Origin of the sequence: Corynebacterium pacaense, from assembly GCF_900169525.1 — a bacterium.
GTDB classification, from domain to species: Bacteria; Actinomycetota; Actinomycetes; order Mycobacteriales; family Mycobacteriaceae; genus Corynebacterium; species Corynebacterium pacaense.
The window spans coordinates 515,227-535,271 of the sequence record NZ_LT821239.1 but is presented as its reverse complement, the minus strand read 5'-3'; the positions used below and the strand labels follow the sequence as shown (position 1 = coordinate 535,271).

Annotated in this window: 16 protein-coding genes and 1 pseudogene; 4 read left to right on the top strand and 13 right to left on the bottom strand. The window is 65.3% G+C overall.

From position 1 onward, the window contains the following. The first annotated feature begins 38 nt into the window (after window positions 1-38). Both B7E02_RS02620 and nhaA read left to right on the top strand, forming a co-directional pair. Window positions 39-1,031, top strand: a complete 993-nt coding sequence (locus B7E02_RS02620; RefSeq protein WP_080792805.1) for a LacI family DNA-binding transcriptional regulator — start codon at window positions 39-41, stop codon at window positions 1,029-1,031. A gap of 217 nt (window positions 1,032-1,248) precedes the next feature. Continuing rightward, on the top strand, window positions 1,249-2,448 hold the full coding sequence (nhaA, locus tag B7E02_RS02615) for a Na+/H+ antiporter NhaA (RefSeq protein ID WP_080792801.1): 1,200 nt from the start codon (window positions 1,249-1,251) through the stop codon (window positions 2,446-2,448). 14 nt (window positions 2,449-2,462) lie between these two features. Here nhaA and B7E02_RS02610 read toward each other — a convergent pair. The 11 genes and pseudogenes from B7E02_RS02610 to iolC form a co-directional block, all read right to left on the bottom strand. Then, a pseudogene (locus B7E02_RS02610) lies at window positions 2,463-3,231 on the bottom strand (glucose 1-dehydrogenase). Between the two features lie 26 nt (window positions 3,232-3,257). Further along, on the bottom strand, window positions 3,258-4,301 hold the full coding sequence (locus B7E02_RS02605; protein ID WP_080792798.1) for a Gfo/Idh/MocA family oxidoreductase: 1,044 nt from the start codon (window positions 4,299-4,301) through the stop codon (window positions 3,258-3,260). A gap of 6 nt (window positions 4,302-4,307) precedes the next feature. Next, window positions 4,308-5,678 (bottom strand): MFS transporter, encoded by a 1,371-nt coding sequence (locus tag B7E02_RS02600; protein WP_080792796.1) that lies wholly within the window; start codon window positions 5,676-5,678, stop codon window positions 4,308-4,310. Window positions 5,679-5,779: 101 nt separating this feature from the next. After that, window positions 5,780-6,646, bottom strand: coding sequence for a sugar phosphate isomerase/epimerase family protein (locus B7E02_RS02595; RefSeq protein ID WP_080792794.1), 867 nt, complete (start codon window positions 6,644-6,646; stop codon window positions 5,780-5,782). Between the two features lie 44 nt (window positions 6,647-6,690). Next, window positions 6,691-7,704: a Gfo/Idh/MocA family protein gene (locus B7E02_RS02590; RefSeq protein ID WP_080792791.1), complete on the bottom strand. Its 1,014-nt coding sequence runs from the start codon at window positions 7,702-7,704 to the stop codon at window positions 6,691-6,693. A gap of 42 nt (window positions 7,705-7,746) precedes the next feature. Continuing rightward, window positions 7,747-8,703: a sugar phosphate isomerase/epimerase family protein gene (locus B7E02_RS02585; protein WP_080792787.1), complete on the bottom strand. Its 957-nt coding sequence runs from the start codon at window positions 8,701-8,703 to the stop codon at window positions 7,747-7,749. A 31-nt stretch (window positions 8,704-8,734) separates the two neighbouring features. Beyond that, a complete protein-coding gene (gene iolD, locus B7E02_RS02580) occupies window positions 8,735-10,648 on the bottom strand; it encodes a 3D-(3,5/4)-trihydroxycyclohexane-1,2-dione acylhydrolase (decyclizing) (protein WP_080792784.1) in 1,914 nt (637 codons plus the stop codon). Between the two features lie 6 nt (window positions 10,649-10,654). Then, a complete protein-coding gene (gene iolB, locus B7E02_RS02575; protein ID WP_080792781.1) occupies window positions 10,655-11,545 on the bottom strand; it encodes a 5-deoxy-glucuronate isomerase in 891 nt (296 codons plus the stop codon). 26 nt (window positions 11,546-11,571) lie between these two features. Continuing rightward, complete coding sequence (locus tag B7E02_RS02570; protein WP_080792774.1) at window positions 11,572-13,086, bottom strand: CoA-acylating methylmalonate-semialdehyde dehydrogenase; 1,515 nt, start codon at window positions 13,084-13,086, stop codon at window positions 11,572-11,574. 24 nt (window positions 13,087-13,110) lie between these two features. Then, on the bottom strand, window positions 13,111-14,010 hold the full coding sequence (locus B7E02_RS02565; RefSeq protein ID WP_080792771.1) for a class I fructose-bisphosphate aldolase: 900 nt from the start codon (window positions 14,008-14,010) through the stop codon (window positions 13,111-13,113). A 1-nt stretch (window position 14,011) separates the two neighbouring features. After that, complete coding sequence (gene iolC / locus B7E02_RS02560) at window positions 14,012-14,968, bottom strand: 5-dehydro-2-deoxygluconokinase (protein ID WP_080792768.1); 957 nt, start codon at window positions 14,966-14,968, stop codon at window positions 14,012-14,014. Window positions 14,969-15,484: 516 nt separating this feature from the next. On the opposite strand from iolC, the gene B7E02_RS02555 reads away from it, so the two are divergent. Then, window positions 15,485-16,246 carry a GntR family transcriptional regulator gene (locus tag B7E02_RS02555; RefSeq protein WP_080792765.1) on the top strand — a complete coding sequence of 254 codons (762 nt, stop codon included), beginning with the start codon at window positions 15,485-15,487 and terminating at the stop codon, window positions 16,244-16,246. Here B7E02_RS02555 and B7E02_RS02550 read toward each other — a convergent pair. Both B7E02_RS02550 and B7E02_RS02545 read right to left on the bottom strand, forming a co-directional pair. Further along, window positions 16,243-17,184, bottom strand: a complete 942-nt coding sequence (locus B7E02_RS02550; RefSeq protein ID WP_080792763.1) for a PrsW family intramembrane metalloprotease — start codon at window positions 17,182-17,184, stop codon at window positions 16,243-16,245. The genes B7E02_RS02555 and B7E02_RS02550 overlap by 4 nt on opposite strands. Then, a complete protein-coding gene (locus B7E02_RS02545; RefSeq protein ID WP_080792760.1) occupies window positions 17,181-17,873 on the bottom strand; it encodes a hypothetical protein in 693 nt (230 codons plus the stop codon). Before B7E02_RS02545 ends, B7E02_RS02550 begins: the two co-directional genes overlap by 4 nt. 69 nt (window positions 17,874-17,942) lie before the next feature. Here B7E02_RS02545 and B7E02_RS02540 point away from each other — a divergent pair, with 69 nt between their 5' ends. Further along, on the top strand, window positions 17,943-19,880 hold the full coding sequence (locus B7E02_RS02540; RefSeq protein ID WP_080792756.1) for a M13 family metallopeptidase: 1,938 nt from the start codon (window positions 17,943-17,945) through the stop codon (window positions 19,878-19,880). The last annotated feature ends 165 nt before the right edge of the window (window positions 19,881-20,045 follow it).

The following is a 20,045-nucleotide window of genomic DNA, read 5'->3' as shown; positions in this document are numbered from 1 at the left end:
GATATGTCCTGTCAATAAAACGAAGAGAGAAAATCACAATGAGCACGTCACGGCCCACGATCTACGATGTCGCCCGCGAGGCGGGGGTGTCCAAATCACTCGTCTCACTCGTGATCCGGGGTGCTCCGAACGTCAGCGCACAGTCCCAGGCGGCGGTGGAGGAGGCCATCAGAAAGCTGAACTACCAGCCCAATCGTGCCGCATCCGATCTTGCGGCCAAGCACACCCAGCTGATCACGATCCTCATCGATGACTACTCCAACCCGTGGTTCGTCGATCTGCTGCGCGGACTGGATGAGGTGTTCAGCCCGAAGGGGTACCGCCTCAGCGTCATCGACTCCTCGACGGTCAACCGCGGGGGTGACCCCCTCGCCAATGCGCTGTCCATGCGTCCTGATGGCATCGTCATCGCCCAGGACATCGACAGCCTGGGAATCGCCGACACCCCGGTCCCCTACGTCATCGCCGGTACCCGCATCGACTCCCCGACCGCGGCGGACACGATCACCAACGATGACGCGCTCGGCGCCCGCCTCGCAACCGAACACCTGCTGGATCTCGGCCACACCGCCATCGGCCACCTGAGCATGGCCGGCGGTGCCGGCGAGATCCGCAGGAGCAGCTTCGCGGCCACCATGGACGGCGCGGGTCAGGGAATAGTCAGCAGCTACCGCGGACCGGCCACGGAGGCGGCGGGCTATGTCAACACCCTCGAACTGCTGCGGGCACATCCCGGCATCACGGCTGTTTTCGCGGCCAATGACGTGATGGCCATCGGGGCGCTCGGCGCCGCGAGGGAGCTGGGACTGGAGGTGCCCGGCGATCTCTCGATCATCGGATATGACAACACCGCCCTCGCCCAGACCAGACTGATCAATCTCAGCACCATCGACGATGACAGCCTGGGCGTCGGCCGCAACTCCGGTGCACTGCTGCTGGCACTGATCGACGGCCGACAGCCCCGCGGGATCCGGCGCTCCCTGGAGCCCTCGCTGGTGGTGCGTGGCACCACCGCCCCGCGGGCACGGTAGCTAATCGACGCCCGCACCGTAGTCACCCCACGTGCCAGGGGTTGGGTAGATTGATTCCTGTGACCCCCCTGCAGCACCGCTTCGAGATCCCCCATCCGGGAACCAACGGGTACATATCGACCTGGGGCGCGCTGATGTCGGGGTGCCCGCCGCGGATCTTCCGGACACCTGATCAAGACTCCACGTCCCACGCCCCCTAAAGAGGTCCGGTCCACTCATGCCCCCATTACGATCGACGCTAGCAACCCTCGGCAGCTTTGCCCGCAGTGAGAAGACGGGCGGTCTGCTCCTTCTGCTCGCCACCGCCATCGCCCTGATCTGGGCGAACAGCCCCGCCCACGGCTCCTATGCCGCACTCCGCGATTTCACCTTCGGCCCCTCCGCCCTGCATCTGCACCTCACGCTCGGACAGTGGGCCGCGGACGGGCTCCTCGCGATCTTCTTCTTCGTCGTCGGGCTCGAGCTCAAACAGGAGTTCCTGGTCGGCTCCCTGCGCGATCCGCGGGCGGCCGCGATCCCCGTCGCCGCCGCCGCGGGCGGTGTCCTGGTTCCGGCGCTGATCTTTTTGCTGATCAACACCGTCTCCGGCGACGGGGTCCCCCACGGGTGGGCCATACCCACCGCCACCGACATCGCCTTCGCGGTCTCCATCCTCGCCGTGGTGGGTTCCGCGCTTCCCGCCGCACTCCGGGCATTCCTGCTGACCCTGGCGGTGGTGGATGATCTGATCGCCATCGTCATCATCGCGCTCGCCTACACCGACAGCATCTCGGTGCTCGCCCTGGTCTGCGCCTTCGCGCTGCTGGTGCTCTTCGGTGTGCTCGTCCAGCGCGGAATGACCATCTGGTGGATTCTGATTCCCCTGGCCGTCTCGGTGTGGGCCCTGGTCCACATCTCCGGCATCCACGCAACGGTGGCCGGGGTGCTTCTGGCCATGACGGTGCCGGTGCTCAACCCGGAGACCCCCGGAAGGAGCCTGAGCCAGCGCCTGGCGTGGCGTCTGGAACCGTGGTCATCGGCGCTGGCCGTGCCCGTCTTCGCCTTCTTCGCCGCCGGGGTGGCGCTCGGTGGTACCGCCGGTCTGCAGGCCGCATTCCGTGACCCGGTGACCCTGGGGATCATTGCGGGCCTGGTGCTGGGTAAACCGATCGGAATCCTGCTGACCACCTTCACGGTCTCACGGCTGCCATCGATGTCTCTGGATTCCACGCTGCTGTGGCGGGATCTGCTGGGCATGTCCATCCTCGCGGGCATCGGCTTCACCGTCTCCCTGCTCATCGGCGAACTCACCTTCGGTGCGGGCAGCGATCGGAATGAGCATGTCAAGGTCGGTGTCCTCACCGCCTCGCTGATCGCCGCGGTGATCGGATCGCTGTACCTCTCGGTGCGCAACCGCAGCTACCGGCGGCGCCGCTGACGGGTGGCGCCGCCTCACACCACGGCGGTCATGCCCCCGTCGACGAAGAGGTTCTGGCCGGAGACGAAACTCGAGGCATCCGAGGCGAGGAAGAGCAGTGTGCCGTGCAGCTCCTCGAAGCGGCCCCACCGCCTAGCCGGGGTCCGCTGGACCAGCCAGGAGGTGAAATCCTCATCCTCAACGAGTGCACGGTTCATGTCCGTGGCGAAATAGCCCGGCGAGAGCGCATTGACCTGGATGTTGAAACGGGCGACATCGGCGGCCATTCCCTTGGTGAGCTGGACCACGCCCCCCCTTGGTTGCCGAGTAGGGGGCGATGGTCTGCCGCGCCAGCAGTGACTGCACGGAGGCGATGTTGATGATCTTCCCCGACTCCCGCCCGACCATGTGCGGCAGCAGCGCGCGGGAGACATAGAAGGCACTGCTGAGATTGGCCGCCACGATGCCGTCCCAGTCATCGACGGAGAAGTCCTGGATCGGCGCCCTGCGCTGGATCCCGGCGTTGTTGACCAGGATGTCCGGGACACCGTACTTCCCCACCGCGGCCCCGAGGAACTCCATGACCTCATCGGGACTGGTGACATCGAAGGTCAGCGCGTGGGCGGGACGCCCCGACCGCTGCTCCACCTGTGCCCTCGTATCCTCGACCGCCGCGGCGTCCCTGCCGTGGACGATCACGCGCGCCCCGGCGTCCGCGAGCGCGAGCGCCAGCGAACGGCCGAGTCCGCGCGAGGATCCGGTAACCAGCGCCAGCCGGTCCGAGATATCGAAGATGCCGCTCATTTTTCCTCCATGGGGTTGCTGAATGCTCAGGCGGTCGGGCCGGTGAGCACCACGGTACGAGCCTGGCTGTCACTGACGACGACCGCGTCGAGCACCCGCAGCACCTCAACGCCCTGCTCCGCGGGCACGGGGCCGGGGCCGCCGTGTTCCACGGCCTCGGCGAGCTCGTCGTAGAACCGGGTGTAGTCCCCGCGCTCGGAGGGCACCTTCTCCACGCCGGCGTCGGTACGCAGCACGCCCCACCGTTCCTCCGCTTCGATCCCCCAGGTCTCGCGGTTGTCCGCGGGCATGTGGCCATCAAAGACCGCGAGCACCTGGACGTCGGCGTAGTCGGAAACATAGGAGCCCAGCGTTCCATAGAGGCGCATCTCGCGGGATACCAGGTGATCGACCTTGCTCGCGGAGATCCGGGAGAAGGCACCGGAGACATGCTCGATCTCGATGGCGAAGCGGGCGTTGGTCACACCCTCGGGCAGCTCGATCGAACCCAGCTGCGCCGTGACCGCCCGGGCCGGGCCCATGAGCACCAGGGCCTGGTCGACCACGTGGGAACCGAGGTCACGCAGCAGTCCGCCACCCGGGCCCGGCTCGAGGGTGTCGGGGGCGTCGAGGTCCAGCCGGAGATCAAGGCCACGGAGTTCGCCGAGCCGGCCACTGTCCCGCAGTGTGCGGGCGGTGACAAGGTCCGCGTCCTGGCGGCGGTTATGGAAGACGTTCAACAGCAGCCCGCGGCTGCGGGCGGCGTCGACAAGCTCCTGCGCCTTGTCCGCGCTCGGCGCGAAGGGCTTGTCGGCCACCACGGCGACGCCCGCGTCCAGGGCCTCAAGTACCAGGGCCTGGCGGGTCTCCGGCGGCGTGGAGATGACCACGGCGTCGACGCCGAGCGCAATCAGCTCGGCGAGGGAATCCACCGCGGTCAGCGTGGGGTCATCCTGGCGGACGGCATCCTTGGATGCCTGCGAACGGGCGACCACGCCGACGAGTTCGCAGTTGCGCGAGGCGCGAATGTAAGGGGCGTGGAACCAGCGTCCGCCCGTGCCGTAGCCGACGAGACCGATACGGATTGTCATGATGATCTAACCTTTCGAAATCTTGGTGAGGGCGCGCCCGCCTGCATCACTGTCGAGCAGGAGGGAGCCGATGAGAGGAAACAGGAAAAGCGCCGCGGCGAGCAGAAACGCGATGTTCATGCTCGGAGCGAGCTGCGTGCACAGCACCGCCACGGCAATGCCCAGTGACATTCCGAGCTGGTGCAGCGTCGCGGAGAGAACATTGGCGTGTGGAAGGGACTCCGCGTCCAAATCGGCGAACTGCAGAGTGTTGTAGGCGCTGAACCCCAGGGACCGGAACACCCCGGAGAGGAAGAGCAGCACACCGATCAAGACCAGCGGTGTGCCCGGACCGACGAGGACGAAGGCGGCCAGGGTCGCCGCCCCGGCCGCGTTGGAGAACACCAGCACGGCGCGGAAACCCCACCGCCGGATGATCGGGGTGGTCAGTGGTTTGACAGCGACATTGCCCAGGAACAGCGCCACCACCATCGTACCGGCCGCCGTTGCGGACCACCCGAAGCTGATCTGGAACAACAGGGTGAAAAGGAAGGGCGCAGCGGTGATCACCAGGCGGTAGACGCTTCCCGAGACATTGCCGACGCGGAAGGAGGCGAGACGAAAGACCGACAGGTCGAACAACCGTCCCGGCACCCGCAGCCACCGGATGACCAGCATCCCGGCCACCAGCGCACACCCCAGCAGGCACAGCGCCCACGCCCCCGACCGTGGGGCACCGGCCGATAGCATCTCGGCGCTGGCGGTGATGCACACCATCACCACCATCACTCCGATGAACCCGGTCCAGTCGAAGGGCCCTGGCCTTCTCTGCGTGCCGTGGGGCAGCACGAGGAGGCCGACCACCACCGCGATCACGCCCAGGGGAACATTGATCAGAAATATCCATCGCCAACCGATGGTATCGGCGATGACCCCGCCCAGCGCCGGCGCGATCACCGGGGCGACAAGTGCCGGCCAGGTCAGGTAGGCGATGGCGTCGAGGAGATCCTCCGGTCTGATCCCCCTGATCACCGCCAGCCGGCCCACCGGGACGATCAGGGCACCGCCGAGTCCCTGCAGAACCCGGGCGGCGCTGAGAACCGTGAGATCCGGAGCCAGGGCGCAGAGTCCGGATGCAAGCGTGAACACGACCAGGGCCCCGAGCAGCACCCTTCGCACGCCGAAGCGGTCGGCCAGCCATCCCGCGGCCGGGATACCCGCGGCGGCGGCGATCAGGTAGGCCACCAGGACAATTCCGACGTCCGTCGGCCGCACCCCGAAATCCGCGGCGATGGCGGGCACCGCCGTGGTCAGGATCGACCCGTCCAGGATCTCCAGGAACAGGGCCCCCGCGGCCAGCAGCGCGATCGGAGTGGAGAAGGAACTCCTCGAACTCACTTCAGATAACTCCCCTCGGGAAAAGCACAACGCCCCGCCCTTCCTCCGATGGTGTGTGAGAAAAGAGCGGGGTACCCGGTATGGCGGGTGAATGCGGGAAACTAGCCGATCAGCTCGCGGATCTTTGCCAGCTGGAAGCGGGAGACCTCATCCGCGTTCTCATCCTCGGCGAAGACGTTGGAGACGATCAGCGCGTCCTCACGGTCGAGGTAGCCGATTCCGCGCAGCGTGGAGAAGAGCTCCTCCCAGTTGACGTCACCGTCACCGATCCGGAGGTGCTGATGGACACGCACGGCGTTGCCCGGGGGGTTGGAGATGTAGCGCAGGCCGTGCGAACGGTGGTGATCGAAGGTGTCCGAGGCGTACACCGCGCCGAGACGCTCACCGATCTGCGGCAGCAGCGAACGACCCTGATCCCCCATATGGAAGGTGTGCGGTGCAACGTAGACGAACCCGACCTGACGGCTGTTCAGTCCACGGATCACCCGCAGCGCCTCCAGCCCGTCCTCGACAAAATCATCCGGATGGGGATCAATGTTCAGCCGCACGCCCTCGGTCTCAAGAACCGGGAGCAGTTCCTCCATGGAGCGGTAGAAGGCGTCCTCGGAATCCTCCTGCCGCTCCGGGCGCCCGGAGAACTCGGTGTTGAGGGTATCCACACCCAGATCCACTGCGATCTCAATGATCCTCCGGAAGTTCCGCACCGCGGCAACCCGCTGCACCTCATCCGGCCAGGAGATCCGCTGCACGGGCAGCAGGGCCGGGATGGTCACCCCGGCGTCGGCGGCGCGCTTCTTCAGCTTGGCCACCAGCTCATCATCAGCCTTGGGATGCCGGAAGAACGGGCCGAAATCCACATGCGGGGTCAGCTGCATGTACTCGTAGCCGAGCCGTGCCGCGACGTCCGGGAACTCCAGCAGATCGAAGTCATGGTGGTACGGGGTGGGGTCAAGTGCAATGCGCACCATGGCGATACTCCCTTGTCACTAGTGCGGGTTGGAGGTGGAACTGACTATGCGTAGAAGGCCGGGCGCGGAGCGGACTCGACGGGGATGATACCGCCGTCAAGGGCCTTGACACCGGCCTCGCAGGCCAGCGCCACCTGATAGCCGTCCCAGGCGTTCGGGCCGGCGACGAGGCTGCCGTCGTGGATCGCGTCGACCCAGGCCTGGATCTGGCGATCGTAGGCCACTGCGAAGCGGGTGGTGAAATCGGTGTGCTCATTGAGGAAGAAGCGTCCCTCGCTCCACTGCTGGATACCGGAGGGCTGGCCGATGCGCGCCAGACCCTTCTCAAAAACCGCTTCGGTGGCGACCTGGTAGCCGAACTGGATGTTGACGTTCATCTCCACGTCGACGAGCACGCCGTTCTCCAGCTCCATGATCACCAGGATCGGCTCACGCAGACCGGCGTGTGCCAGTGAGCTGGTCCTGGGGTACTTGACCTCGACGGAGACGACGCGGGAGCCGGCCAGCCACGGAATTACATCAAATTCGTGGACCACCGAATCCGTGATCAGCATCGACTCCGCATAGCTCTCACCGACGGAGGGGTTGCGGTGCACGCCGCGGATCATGACCAGCTCACCGGCGTCGCCGGACTCGACGAGCCTGCGCAGGTTGTTGTACTCCGGGTCGAAGCGACGCATGAAACCGACCTGGATGTGCGGGCGGTCGAGCTTCTGCTCGAGTTCGACGATGCGCAGCGAGGACTCGGAGTCCGGGGTCAGCGGCTTCTCGCAGAGGATCGGCAGCTTGGCCTCGAGGGCGGGGATGAGCACCGGCTCGTGGAACTGACCCGGGACCGCGATGAGCACGGCATCCACAGCGTTGTCGGCGATGGCGTCCTCGATCCTGGTGTAGGTCGCCGCGCCAGGGGCGGACTCGGCGGCCTGTGCCGCGCGGCCGGCATCGGGTTCGATGATCGCGGAGACCACCGCGCCGCTGGTGCGGTTGTTGATGCGGTCGATGTGATCGGCACCCATGGCACCGGCGCCGACGACGCCGATTCGCAGACTGTTGTTCATTGGTTGTGACTGGCCTTTCAGAAAAGGGGGTTGGTGGGGGTTCTAGTGGACGCGGGCGAAGTGGGTGCAGCCGAAGATGTGCTTGCGGGTGCGGTCGGCGATCGGGAAGGGGTAGTCGACGTCGCAGCCGTACATGTCCTGTTCGACGATGGCGAAGATATCGGAATCGATCTTCGCGCAGGCCTCGATGATCGGCGCGAGGTCCGGGACGCCGTAGGGCGGCTCTACCATGATGCCCTGGGACACGGCCTCGGCGAAGGGGGTGTCGTTCTTGAGGATGTCGAAGAGCAGGTTCGGATCGACCTGCTTGAGGTGCAGGTAGCCGATGCGCTCCGGACGCTCCTCGATCAGCTTGACGTTGTCGCCGCCGTAGTAGGCGAAGTGACCGGTGTCCAGGCAGAGGTTGGTGTAGAGGGGATCGGTCTCGTCAAGGAAGCGGACAACCTCACGGGTGGTGCCGATGTGGCTGTCGGCATGGGAGTGGAACTGCTGCTTCATGCCGAACTCCTCGAGCAGGGCCTTGCCGAGGCGGTCATGGCCCGCCGCGAGCTTCTTCCACTGCGCATCGTCGAGGGTGCGTGCCTCCAGGACCTCGCTGGTGGCGTCGGAGCGCCAGAGGTCGGGGATGACAACCAGGTGCTCGGCGCCGAGTTTGGAGGCCAGACCCGCGATGTCGATGGCCTGGTCCCAGGCGCGCTTCCACTGCTCGTCTCCCTTATGGAAGCCGGTGAACACGGTGCCCGCGGAGAGCTTCAGGCAGCGCTTGCCCAGCTCGTCCTCGAGCTGCTTGGGATCGGTGGGCAGGTAGCCGTAGGGGCCGAGTTCGATCCAGGAGTAGCCGGCCTTGACCACCTCATCGAGGAAGCGCTCCCACGGGACCTGCTTGGGATCGTCGGGGAACCATACGCCCCAGGAGTCGGGTGCGGTGCCGATGCGCAGACCGGGGTTCTCTCCGGCGACAGTTGCGGCCTTGCTGCCTGCGGGTGCGGTGCTTGTCATGGTGATTGATTCTCCTTGTGTCTTCTTGCTATTAGCCCAGCAGCGGACGCTGCAGGGACTGCTGTTCGGTGTATTCCGCGTAGGCGGTGGTGGTGCTCTCCAGGGTGGAGGTCTCCGCGACCGGTACATCCCACCAACCCGCGCCGTCCGGTGCGTAGATCAGCGGATCGCTGTTGATGTGGATGAAGGTAGAGCGCGGGGATGCCTTGGCGGTGGCCATCGCCGCCTTGAGATCGTTGATCGCGTTCTCACTCGGCTCGACCTCGATGACGTCGAGTCCGTAGCTCCGGGCGTTCATCGCCAGATCCACGGGGAGGATCTCCTCACCCTGGAAGTTGCGCGCCGCGGGATCGTACTCGCGGTACCAGGTTCCGAAACGCTGGGACCCGACCGTTTCGGACAGGTGGCCGATGGAGGCGTAGCCGTGGTTCTGGATCAGGACCACGATGACCTTGATGCCCTCGGCCACGGCGGTGACCAGCTCCGTATTGAGCATGAGGTAGGAGCCGTCGCCGACCATGATCACCACATCGCGGTCATCCCCGGCGGCGTCGAGTCCGCGCTTGGCCCCGATTCCCCCGGCGATCTCATAGCCCATGCAGGAGAAGGCGTATTCGACGTGGTAGCCGAGCGCATCCCGCACCCGCCACAGTTTGTGCAGGTCACCGGGCAGTGAACCGGCCGCCTGGACGATGACGTCCTTCTTGCTTGTCGACGACTGCACCGCACCGATGATCTCAGGCTGACCGGGCAGGTCCAGACCGGAGGGGGCGAAGGCCTCATCGACCAGGGCGTCCCATTCGGCCTTCTCCCGCGCGATGCGGGCGGCGTAGTCGGCGTCGATGCGGTGGCCCTGAAGGGCCGCGCTGAGTTCAACGATGGCCTCCCTGGCGTCGGCGATCACCGGCAACTGGGAACCGTGCTTATAGGCGTCGAAGGAGGCGACGTTGATGTTGATGAAGGTGACGTCGGGGTTCTGGAACGCGGTGCGGGAGGAGGTGGTGAAATCGCTGTACCGGGTGCCGATACCGATGATCACGTCGGCGTCGGCGGCGATCCGGTTGGCGGCCAGTGTGCCCGTCGCACCGATTCCACCGAGGTTCTGCGGATGGTCCCAGGCCAGAACTCCGCCGCCGGCCTGGGAGGTGCCGACGGGAATGCCCGTCTGCTCCACCAGGGCCTGCAGCTGCGTCTCGGCATCGGAGTAGAGCACGCCCCCGCCGGCGATGATGAGGGGGTTCTTCGCGTTCCTGATTACCTCCACCGCGCGTGCCAGGGCGGCACGCTCGGGGAGCGGTCGGCGGATGTGCCATTCGCGGTCCTGAAGAAACTCCAGCGGAACCTCGAGGGTTTCCGCCTGGACGTCCTCGGGCACCGCGATGGTCACGGCCCCGGTTTCGGCCGGATCGGTGAGCACACGGATGGCCGAGAGCGCGATGGAGAACAGCTGCTCGGGGCGCTGGACCCGGTCGAAGAACTTCGATACCGGACGGAAGGCGTCATTGACGGTCAGTCCGGTGTCCCAGGGCTGCTCCAGCTGCTGCAGCACCGGATCTGCCACCCGGGTGGCGAAGGTGTCGCTGGGCAGCAGCAGGGCGGGCAGCCGGTTGGTGGTGGCCAGGGCGGCACCGGTGATGAGGTTGGTTGCACCGGGTCCCACAGACGCCGCGGAGGCGTAGGTTCCGCGGCGGCGGTGCATTCTTGCGTATCCCACCGACTGGTGGACCATGGCCTGCTCATTGCGGGCCTGGTGATAGGGCATGAGGTCGGGCTGCTCAACGTTGTACTGCTTGAGCGCCTGGCCGATGCCGGCGACGTTGCCGTGCCCGAAGATGCCGAACATGCCGGCAACCGTGCGTTCACGGATGTCACCATCGACGGTCCACTGGTGTCCGAGGAACTCCACCAGTGCCTGGCTGACCGTCATCCTTTTCGTCGCTGCCATGAGCGTCTAGCCTTCCTTCTTGTTGTCGTACGGCAGGCGCTCATCGAAGGCCTGCCCATTCCACGTGTCCCGGACCCAGGCGTGGGCCGGATCATCATTGATCAACCAGATGCGCTCGGGATCCGGCCCCGCCATCACGTTGAGGTAGTAGAGGTCGTATCCGGGTGCCGCGACGGCCGGCCCATGATAGCCGTAGGGCACCAGTGCGATGTCGCCGGTGTGGACCATGGCGTTGATATCGATCTCGCCGGCCGGGGAGGAATAGGTGGAGAACATTCCGAAGGCGCCGTCGGCGGCCTCGGGAATCCCACCGACCCGGGAGGGGGCACTCTCGAAGTAGTAGATCTCCTCGAGTTTGGATTCATGGCCCGGCTTGTGCTCATCGTGCTTGTGCGGCGGGTAGGAGGACCAGTTCTCGCCCGGGGTGATCACCTCGCACACGATCAGGCGGGCGGCGTCCAGGGACTCGGGGGTTCCGAAGTTGTGCACCTGCCTGCTCGAACGACCCGCGCCGCGCAGTTCCACCGGCGTCTCGGCCGGGGCGATGTACCGCCATTCCTTCGGCTCCGAGGTCGGGGCCTCGGCGACCGCGACGCGGCCGGTGCCGGAGATTTCGGCGGTGCTGCCCGTCGGCAGGTAGAGCACGTCGGTGGGGCCGTCGAAAACCGACGCCCTTCCATAGAGATGCGTGCTCTGTCCGTGATGGGCGACATCGAAGGATCCCGCGAGTGGAATGATGATCCGCTCGACGCCGGTGTCCCCGAGTTCGACGGATCCGTCCTCGAGCTCCGCGATGCGAATCCCGGTGTACTCCCAGCCCGGGAGGGAGGCATCGACGACGCTCTGCCACTCTCCCCTCGCGAGGGTGTTTTTCTTATGGAACCAGCGATCAGCCATGGTGCCTCCTCCTAAGTTGTTGTGTTCTAGTCGTTCTGCGGGAATCCGAGGTTGATGCCGCCGTGGGTGGCGGGATCGAGCCAGCGGCTGGTCACGGCCTTCTCGCGGGTGAAAAAGTCGAATCCCTGGGTGCCGTAGGCCTTGGCATCACCGAAGAGGGAGTTCTTCCAGCCACCGAAGGAGTGGTAGGCCACCGGGACGGGGATCGGGACGTTGATGCCGATCATGCCCACCTGCACCTCGTTCTGGAAACGACGTGCCGCGCCGCCGTCATTGGTGAAGATCGCGGTTCCGTTGCCGAACTCGCCGGAGTTGATCAGGTCGATGGCCTCGTCGAAGGAGGCGACCCGGACCACGGAGAGCACCGGGCCGAAGATCTCCTCGGTGTAGGCACGGGAGGTCAGCGGGAGATCGTCGATGAGGGTGGGGCCGAAGAAGAAGCCGTCCTCGAGTCCGTCGACGGTGAACCCGCGGCCGTCGACGACGATCCTGGCGCCGTCGGCCTCGGCGATGTCGACATAGCCGGAGACCTTGTCGCGATGGACGTCGGTGATCAGCGGTCCCATGTGGGGCTCGCCCTGGTCGTCCCCGGCGCCGTTGCCGATGCGCAGGGTCTCGATGCGCTCCTTGATCTTCTCGATCAGCTCATCGGCCACGGAATCGATGGCCAGCACGACGGAGACCGCCATGCAGCGCTCACCCGCAGCGCCGTAGCCCGCGTTGATCGCCTGGTCCGCGACCAGATCGAGGTCGGCGTCGGGGAGGACGAGCATGTGGTTCTTCGCGCCGCCGAGTGCCTGGACGCGCTTGCCGTTGCGGGCGGAGGTCTCGTAGATGTACTGCGCGATCGGGGTGGATCCGACGAAGGAAATCGCGGAAACCTCGGGGCTGTTGAGCAGTCCGTCGACAGCGAGCTTGTCGCCCTGAAGCACGGTGAAGACACCGTCGGGCAGACCGGCTTCCTTCCATAGGCGGGCCATCCACAGTGCTGCGGAGGGATCCTTCTCCGAGGGCTTGAGGATCACGGCGTTGCCCGCGGCGATCGCGATGGGGAAGAACCACATGGGGACCATGGCCGGGAAGTTGAAGGGGCTGATGATGCCCACGACGCCGAGCGGCTGCTTGAAGGAGAACACGTCCACCCCGGTGGAGGCGTTCTCATTGAAGGCGCCCTTGAGCAGGTGCGGGAACCCGGTGGCCAGTTCGACCACCTCCTGTCCTCGGAGGATCTCACCGAGAGCGTCGGAGATCACCTTGCCGTGCTCGGCGGTGATGATCTCCGCGAGCTCGCCCTTGCGGGCGTTGAGCAGTTCACGGAAGTTGAAAATCACGCTCTGGCGCTTGGCGATGGACAGCCCGCCCCAGACCTCCGCCCCACGTGTCGCGGATGCAATGGCGGCGTCGATCTCCTCCTGGTTGGCCAGGACGACCCTGCCGGTGACCTCACCGGTGGCGGGGTTGTACACGGGGGCGGTACGACCGGATTCGGACGGGGCGATCGCGCCGTCGATCCAGTGGTTGATGATGGTGGTGTCAGACATTGTCTTCCCTCTTGGTCGTTGTGATTACAGGTCGGTGTGTACCAGGCGTGCGGCGGTGTCCACGGCGGCCGCGACATCCCCGTCCGGCGGATAGAGCAGCGTGCGGCCCACGGTCAGTCCACGGACACCGGGCAGTCTCAGGGCGTCCGCCCAGGATGCGAAGGTGGTGTCGGGATCGTCGCCGTTGTCGCCGCCGAGCAGAAGCGTCGGCATGGTGGTGGCCTCCATAACCCGTTCCATGTCCTGGACCACCGGGAGCTTCATCCAGGTGTGGGAGGAGTCGTTGCCGAGACCTGCTGCGATGGCCACGGAGAGGATCACCGCGTCGGTGGAGAGATCGTTGACGATCTTTCCCTCCACCCAGTTGCTCATGAAAGGCTCCAGCATGATCGGCAGGTGGGCAGCAGCTGCCTCGTTGACCGCCCTGGCGGTGGCTTCGAGAGTGGGTGCGGTGCCCGCGTCCTCGAGGTTGATGCGCACGAGCGTCTTGGCGAAGTCGAGGCCGCTGTCGACCATGGCACCGATGCTGTAACCGGTGTAGCGGTCATCCATCTCGAAGCTGGCGCCACGCAGTCCGCCACGGTTCATGGAACCGACGACGATCTTGTCGTCGAGAAGGCCCAGGGCTGCGAGATCATCGATGATGTCCGGGGTGCCGAGCACGCCGTCGACGCCGGGGCGCGAGAGTGCAGTGGCCATCCGCTCGAGCAGCTCATAGCGGTTGGCCATGGCCGTGCCGTTGTCCCCGACCCCGAGGGCCCCGCGTGCGGGGTGGTCGGCCGCGACGATGAACAGGCGGCCGTCACCACCGAGCAGATCCCGGCGGCGGCGATCCTTCAGCTTCTGGCCGACGGCCTCGGGCCTGGTGGCCCGGAGCTGGCGCAGGGAGTCGAAGTCCTCTGCGGAAATGATGGGATGTGTCATGTCAGGCTTTCTGGTTGAGGAGGGCTTCGACCTCGTCCTGGGTCGGCATGGCGGTGGAGCATTCAAGCCTGGAGGCCACGATCGCGCCCGCGGTGTTGGCGAAGCGGAGAATCTGCTCGAGAGGCCAGCCGGAGAGAAGGCCGTGGCACAGTGCGCCGCCGAAGGCGTCGCCGGCGCCGAGGCCGTTGACCACGTCGACGAAGAAGGGCGGAACCTCGACGGTTTCCTCGCTGGTCATCGCCATGACACCCTTGGGCCCCTGCTTGACGATGGCCAGCTCGACACCACGGTCGAGCAGTGCGCGGGCCGCGCGCTCGGGTTCGGTTTCCCCGACCGCGATCTGGCACTCCTCCTTGTTGCCCACCGCGACGGTGGACAGCGACAGTGCCCACTCCGCCTGCGCGGCGGCCTCCGCTGGATCCTGCCAGAACATCGGGCGGTAATCCAGGTCGAAGATCGTGTGGGAGCGGCGTCCTCTGGTGTTGAGGATCTCATGGTGCGCACCCCTGCTGGGCTCCTCACTGAGACCGGTCAGGGTGAACCAGAGGATGTCGGACTCCCGGACGTCATCCAGGCTGACATCGGAGGCCTCGATGTTGAGGTCTGGAGCTTTGGGCTCACGGTAGAAGTACAACGGGAAATCATCCGGGGGGAAAATTTCACAAAAGGTGATCGGGGTCTTGTAGGTGGGATCGACGGCGACATAGTCATTGTCGACGCCCAGCCGCTCGAGCTCGCCGAGGAGGTAGCGGCCGAAGGGATCGTCTCCCACCCGGGACAGCAGAGCGGAGCTGTGTCCGTACCTGGCCGCGGCGACGGCCACGTTGGCCGCGCTGCCGCCGAGGTACTTGCCGAATGTCGAGACATCCTCAAGACCAACGCCGCTCTGCAGCGGGTAGATGTCGGTGCCCAGGCGACCAATGGACAAAACTTCGTGGGGGCTAGTCAAGTTACTCATGATGGGGAGTGCAACCCTTCACTCATTCGAGGTGGAATGTGGCGATCCTCACGATCGCATGTCATGACAATAGCACATTGTCCAGTCATGACAATCTCTCTTTCCGCTTTTTCCCCACCCCTCCACCCCCTATCTCTAAAGAGCCTGTTCAGCAACCACCGACCCGAGGGTCGCGACCTGCGGAAGTACACCACCCCCGATTCGGGTGAGTGTTGGAAAAATATCCATCTAGCTGGGGAAAGTGAAATGTCACCAGACAAAGTTTCTTACTTACCCCCGCGATGCATGGCGCAAATGTCACGACAAGTGATAATGTCAGCAAAGAGAATTCCATTCGCCCCATCAGGATTCCCACAGTTTCATGCACATAATCGCAGGATGCGCACCCTTAATGGCTGAGTTTCCCCCACCACGCTGTCACTTCGGAGCTCAGCTCTCGGCAGGACGTCATCACATTGTCCGAATGTCTTTACACATTTAGCGGATGTGATGCTTCGAAGTGTGAAAGGAGACACCATGGCAGCCGAAGCACCGGTCTGGCCCAGTGAATTGTTCACCGATCTCGACAGGAACGGCCCGATCCCGCTCTACTTCCAGGTGGCCCAGCGCCTCGAGGAGGGAATCCGCAGCGGCATCCTCCAACCCGGCTCCCGGCTGGAGAATGAGATCTCCATAGCCAAGAACCTCAGCGTCTCGCGCCCCACCATCCGCCGCGCCATCCAGGAGGTGGTGGACAAGGGGCTGCTGGTGCGCCGCCGCGGTGTGGGCACCCAGGTGGTGCAGAGCCATGTCACCCGGAACGTCGAGCTGACCAGTTTCTACAATGATCTGAAAAACGCCAACCTCGAACCGCGCACACGCGTCATCGAGCACCGCCTGCTGGCGGCGAACTCCGCCATCGCCGAGAAGCTCGGCGTCGACCCTGGCGATGAAATCCTGCTCATCCGCAGATTGCGGTCCACCGGAGACGTTCCGGTATCGATCCTGGAGAACCACCTCCCGCCCTCCCTGGCGGACGTCACCCGCGAGGAGCTTGAGACCGGAGGCCTCTACGACGCGCTGCGTGCCCGCGGTGTCGTACTCAAGATCGCCAACCAGACCATCGGCGCCCGCAGGGCGGTGGGCGATGAAAGCGAGCTTCTCGACGTCGATGAGGGCGGCCCGCTGCTGACCGTGGAGCGCATCGTCCTGGACAATGCCGGTCAGGTCATCGAGGTGGGCAACCACTGCTACCGTCCCGACATGTACAACTTCGAGACCACCCTGGTCGCCCGTTAGGTGCGCCTGTTTTCTACGGCGTGGGCGTCGATAAGCGACAGCTCCCGCGTCGAGGTGATCGCCCCCGGGGCCCACGCGTAGCTGGCGTCCACCCGTGCCTGCCTCCAGCAGGTCCAGATCAGGTAGCCGATAAGCGGATACATCACCAGGCACACCACGACGATGTTCACGTAGGCGATCACCGTGTTCTCCCACAGCAGGTTCCACGCGAAATGCAGGGTGAAGGCGATGAACACCCAGCCGCAGCCGACCGCCCAACGCCAGCCGGCCGACTTCCCCGCACGGAAGAGCGCCAGGGCGATGCCGTAGCCGGCGATCGCGCTGAAGACGGTGTGCAGCAGCGGACCGACGAAGGTACGCAGCTGCCACATGCTGATCAGACCGGCGAAATCGGAGTTCGGATCCATCAGTGCGCCGGTCGCCCCATAGAGGATGTTCTCGTTGACCTCAAAGCCGAGACCCACGATCGCGCCGGTGACCAGCCCGTGCCACGGCCGGTTGAGCTGCCGGAAGCTGTAGAGGATGAGGAGTATGCCCAGGGATTTCACGATCTCCTCCGGGTAGGCTCCGCCGAGGCTGGCGCTAACGAAGACCCACCCGAGCTTGTCCGTGATCCCCATGATCGGCAGTGCCGTGACCATTACCACCGCGAAGGATGCCGAGCCACCCCACATCAGACAGGCGAGCATCCAGGTCCACGTGGCGCCGTCGCCCTTGCGGCGCGAACCGTCCGGCATCCGGCGGCCGCTGCGGAAATCCGGCCACAGCGGCGTGCGACTGAGCAGCCACGGGATCAGCACGAGGTAGACCGCCCCGAACACCATGCCGAGCAGCCCGGAGACGGGTGAAATGAACACCGACCCGGCCACGGTGAAGATCCCCGCCGGTGCGGTCAGCAGAACCAGCACCCACAGCGTGATCTTGAACATCCTGCTCATACGTCCTCATTCCCCCGAAATCCCATCCGTCCCTGTCCGGGCACCTGCGGCAGGTGCCACTGCCCGGGATCCTGCCCATCCGCCCCGATCTCCAGTGGCAGATCGGCGTCATAAGGCAGACCGCGCGCCTGCGCCATCGACGCCCAAATCGCCGAGGCGTAGTACTGCGCCGCATCACCACTGATGACCGCGATCGCGGTGGTGCCCTCCTCATCGCCGGCGCCATCCATGCTCAGTGCCACCAGCGGCGCACCGGGGTAGTCGGAGGGCTGCTCACTGAGCATGTGCGCGCGTCCGTCCGCGCTGTGCGCCACCCGCGCATCCGAACCGGGTGCGAAACCACTGTTCGCCCTGATCATCCGGCGCAGGGTGTTCTCGGCATCCCGCACGCCCTCGACGAACTGGGTGGTGATGGTGGTCCCCTCGGTGCAGATCCATGTCCTAGATACGAAATCATCCGTCGACACTTCACACCGGACCTCCGCGCCATCGGCGGTGGTCACCGGTATCCGCCAATCGACCCCGAAGGCGTCAACGCTCAGCTGCCGATAGTCCCCGCCCCTGTCCGGGATGGCGAGGTTGATGACGGTCGGCAGCAGCAGCATTACGGTCGCCACCGCCATCACCGACCACCAGACCCCCGGCCTCCCCGCCGGTTTGAGCTGGTATGCACCCTGATTGATTCCCACCCGACAAGGCTACCTTCTCCGCCGCCACGCCCGTACCGCCCCACCCGGAGTTAACCTAGAGTGGTCTGCATGAAAGATCTCTATCGTTTTGTCAACGGCCCGTGGCTGGACACCCACATCATCCCCGACGACCGCGCTGTGGACGGTACCTTCCATAAGCTTCGCGACGATGCGGAGGAGGACGTCCACGACATCGTCAATGCTGACGACGGCCGCGCCGGCACCCTCTACGCATCCTTCATGGACACCGAGGGCATCAACGCCGCCGGAATCGCGGTACTGGATCCCGACCTGGACAAACTCGGCGTCAGCGACGCCGACAGCTTCGCCAGGGTGCTGGGGGAACTCGACCGTGAGGGTGCGGCGGCACCCATCGCATTCTGGGTGGAGAAAGACTCCTCCTCCGACGAGGCGATCGCCTATCTCTTCCAGGCAGGTCTCGGCCTGCCCGATGAGGCCTACTATCGGGAGCCGTCCCATGAGGAGGTCCGCGCCGCTTATGGAAGCCACATCACCCGGATGCTCGGGTTCCTCGAACCCGCACGCCTGCTTGGGCTGACGCCGGAGGAGGCGTCGACACGCATTCTCGCCCTGGAGACGGAGATCGCCCGGGGGCACTGGGACGTGGTGAAAACCCGTGACGCCGTGGCCACCTACAATCCCGTGCAGTTCGAGGAGCTGCCGACGCGGATCCGTGCACTGCTCGAGGGGTCACAGCTGCCTGACCACCGGCTGGTGAACATGATGCCCTCCTACATCGTTCATCTGGCTGGGATGCTCAGCGATGACCGCCTCGCGGACTGGCAGCTGTGGGCCACTTGGCACATTCTGCGCTCACGCGCCGGCCTGCTCAACGAGGAGATCGCCCAGGCCAACTTCGATTTCTATGGAACGAAACTGTCCGGAGCCACCGAGCAGAAGGATCGGTGGAAGCGGGCCGTGGGTCTGGCTGAGCGGATGGTCGGTGAGGAGATCGGAAGGATCTTCGTCGCCGAGCACTTTCCCGCCAGCTCCAAGGAGGAGATGCTCACCCTGGTCGACTACCTGGTCGCGGCCTACCGGGAGCGGATCAGTGAGCTCGCATGGATGACCCCGCAGACCAGGCAGCGGGCACTGGAGAAGCTGGACAGGTTCAACGCCAAGATCGGATATCCGGACAAATGGCGCTCCTACGAGGGCCTTGAATTCGGGGCGGGCGGGGCGGACCTGCTGGACAATGTGCGCCATGGCTCCGCCTTCCTGCACGACTATGAACTGTCCAAGATCGGCAGGCCAGCCGACCGTGAAGAATGGGTGACCACCCCACAGACCGTCAACGCCTTCTACAACCCCGTGGTCAACGACATCACCTTTCCCGCCGCCATCCTGCGCGCCCCCTTCTTCGATCCAGGGGCGGAGGCGGCGGAGAACTTCGGTGCCATCGGCGCGGTCATCGGCCACGAGATCGGCCACGGCTTCGATGACCAGGGCAGCCAGTACGACGGCGATGGCAACCTCAACTCCTGGTGGACCGATGAGGACCGCGCCGCCTTCACCGCACTGACCGACCGACTGGTGGAACAGTTCAACGGACTGGTGCCCTCGGTGCTAAAAACCGGCGGCATAGAAACCTCGGGGGTCAACGGCGCCTTCACCCTCGGGGAGAACATCGGTGACCTCGGCGGGCTCGGAATCGCGGTGGTGGCCTACCGCCGCTATCTCGCCGACCGCTCACTGACCTTCGAGACCTCCCCCGTGGCCTCGTTCACCGCGGATGGTGGGTCACCGGAACTGGCGGAACACGAGTACAACGGTCTCCAGCGCCTTTTCCTGTCCTGGGCCAGGGTGTGGCGCACCAAGATCCGGCCCGAAATGGCCGTGCAGTACCTGGCCATCGACCCACACTCTCCCGCCGAGTTCCGCTGCAATCTCATCGCGGGCAACATCGCGGAGCTCTATGAGGCCTTCGACGTTCCCGCGGATGCGCCCATGTACATCGCACCCCCGGACCGCGTGGTGATCTGGTAGCTGAGCGATGTGGTGGTTGGCGTTGGGGCGTTCCCGCACCGGCGTTACCAGCCAACTACCCCCCGAATTCACGCCCCGGGAGCACATAATTGGTCGGAAACGTTCACCGGCGGCCTTACCAGCCAACTACCCCCCGAATTCACGCCCCGGGAGCACATAGTTGGT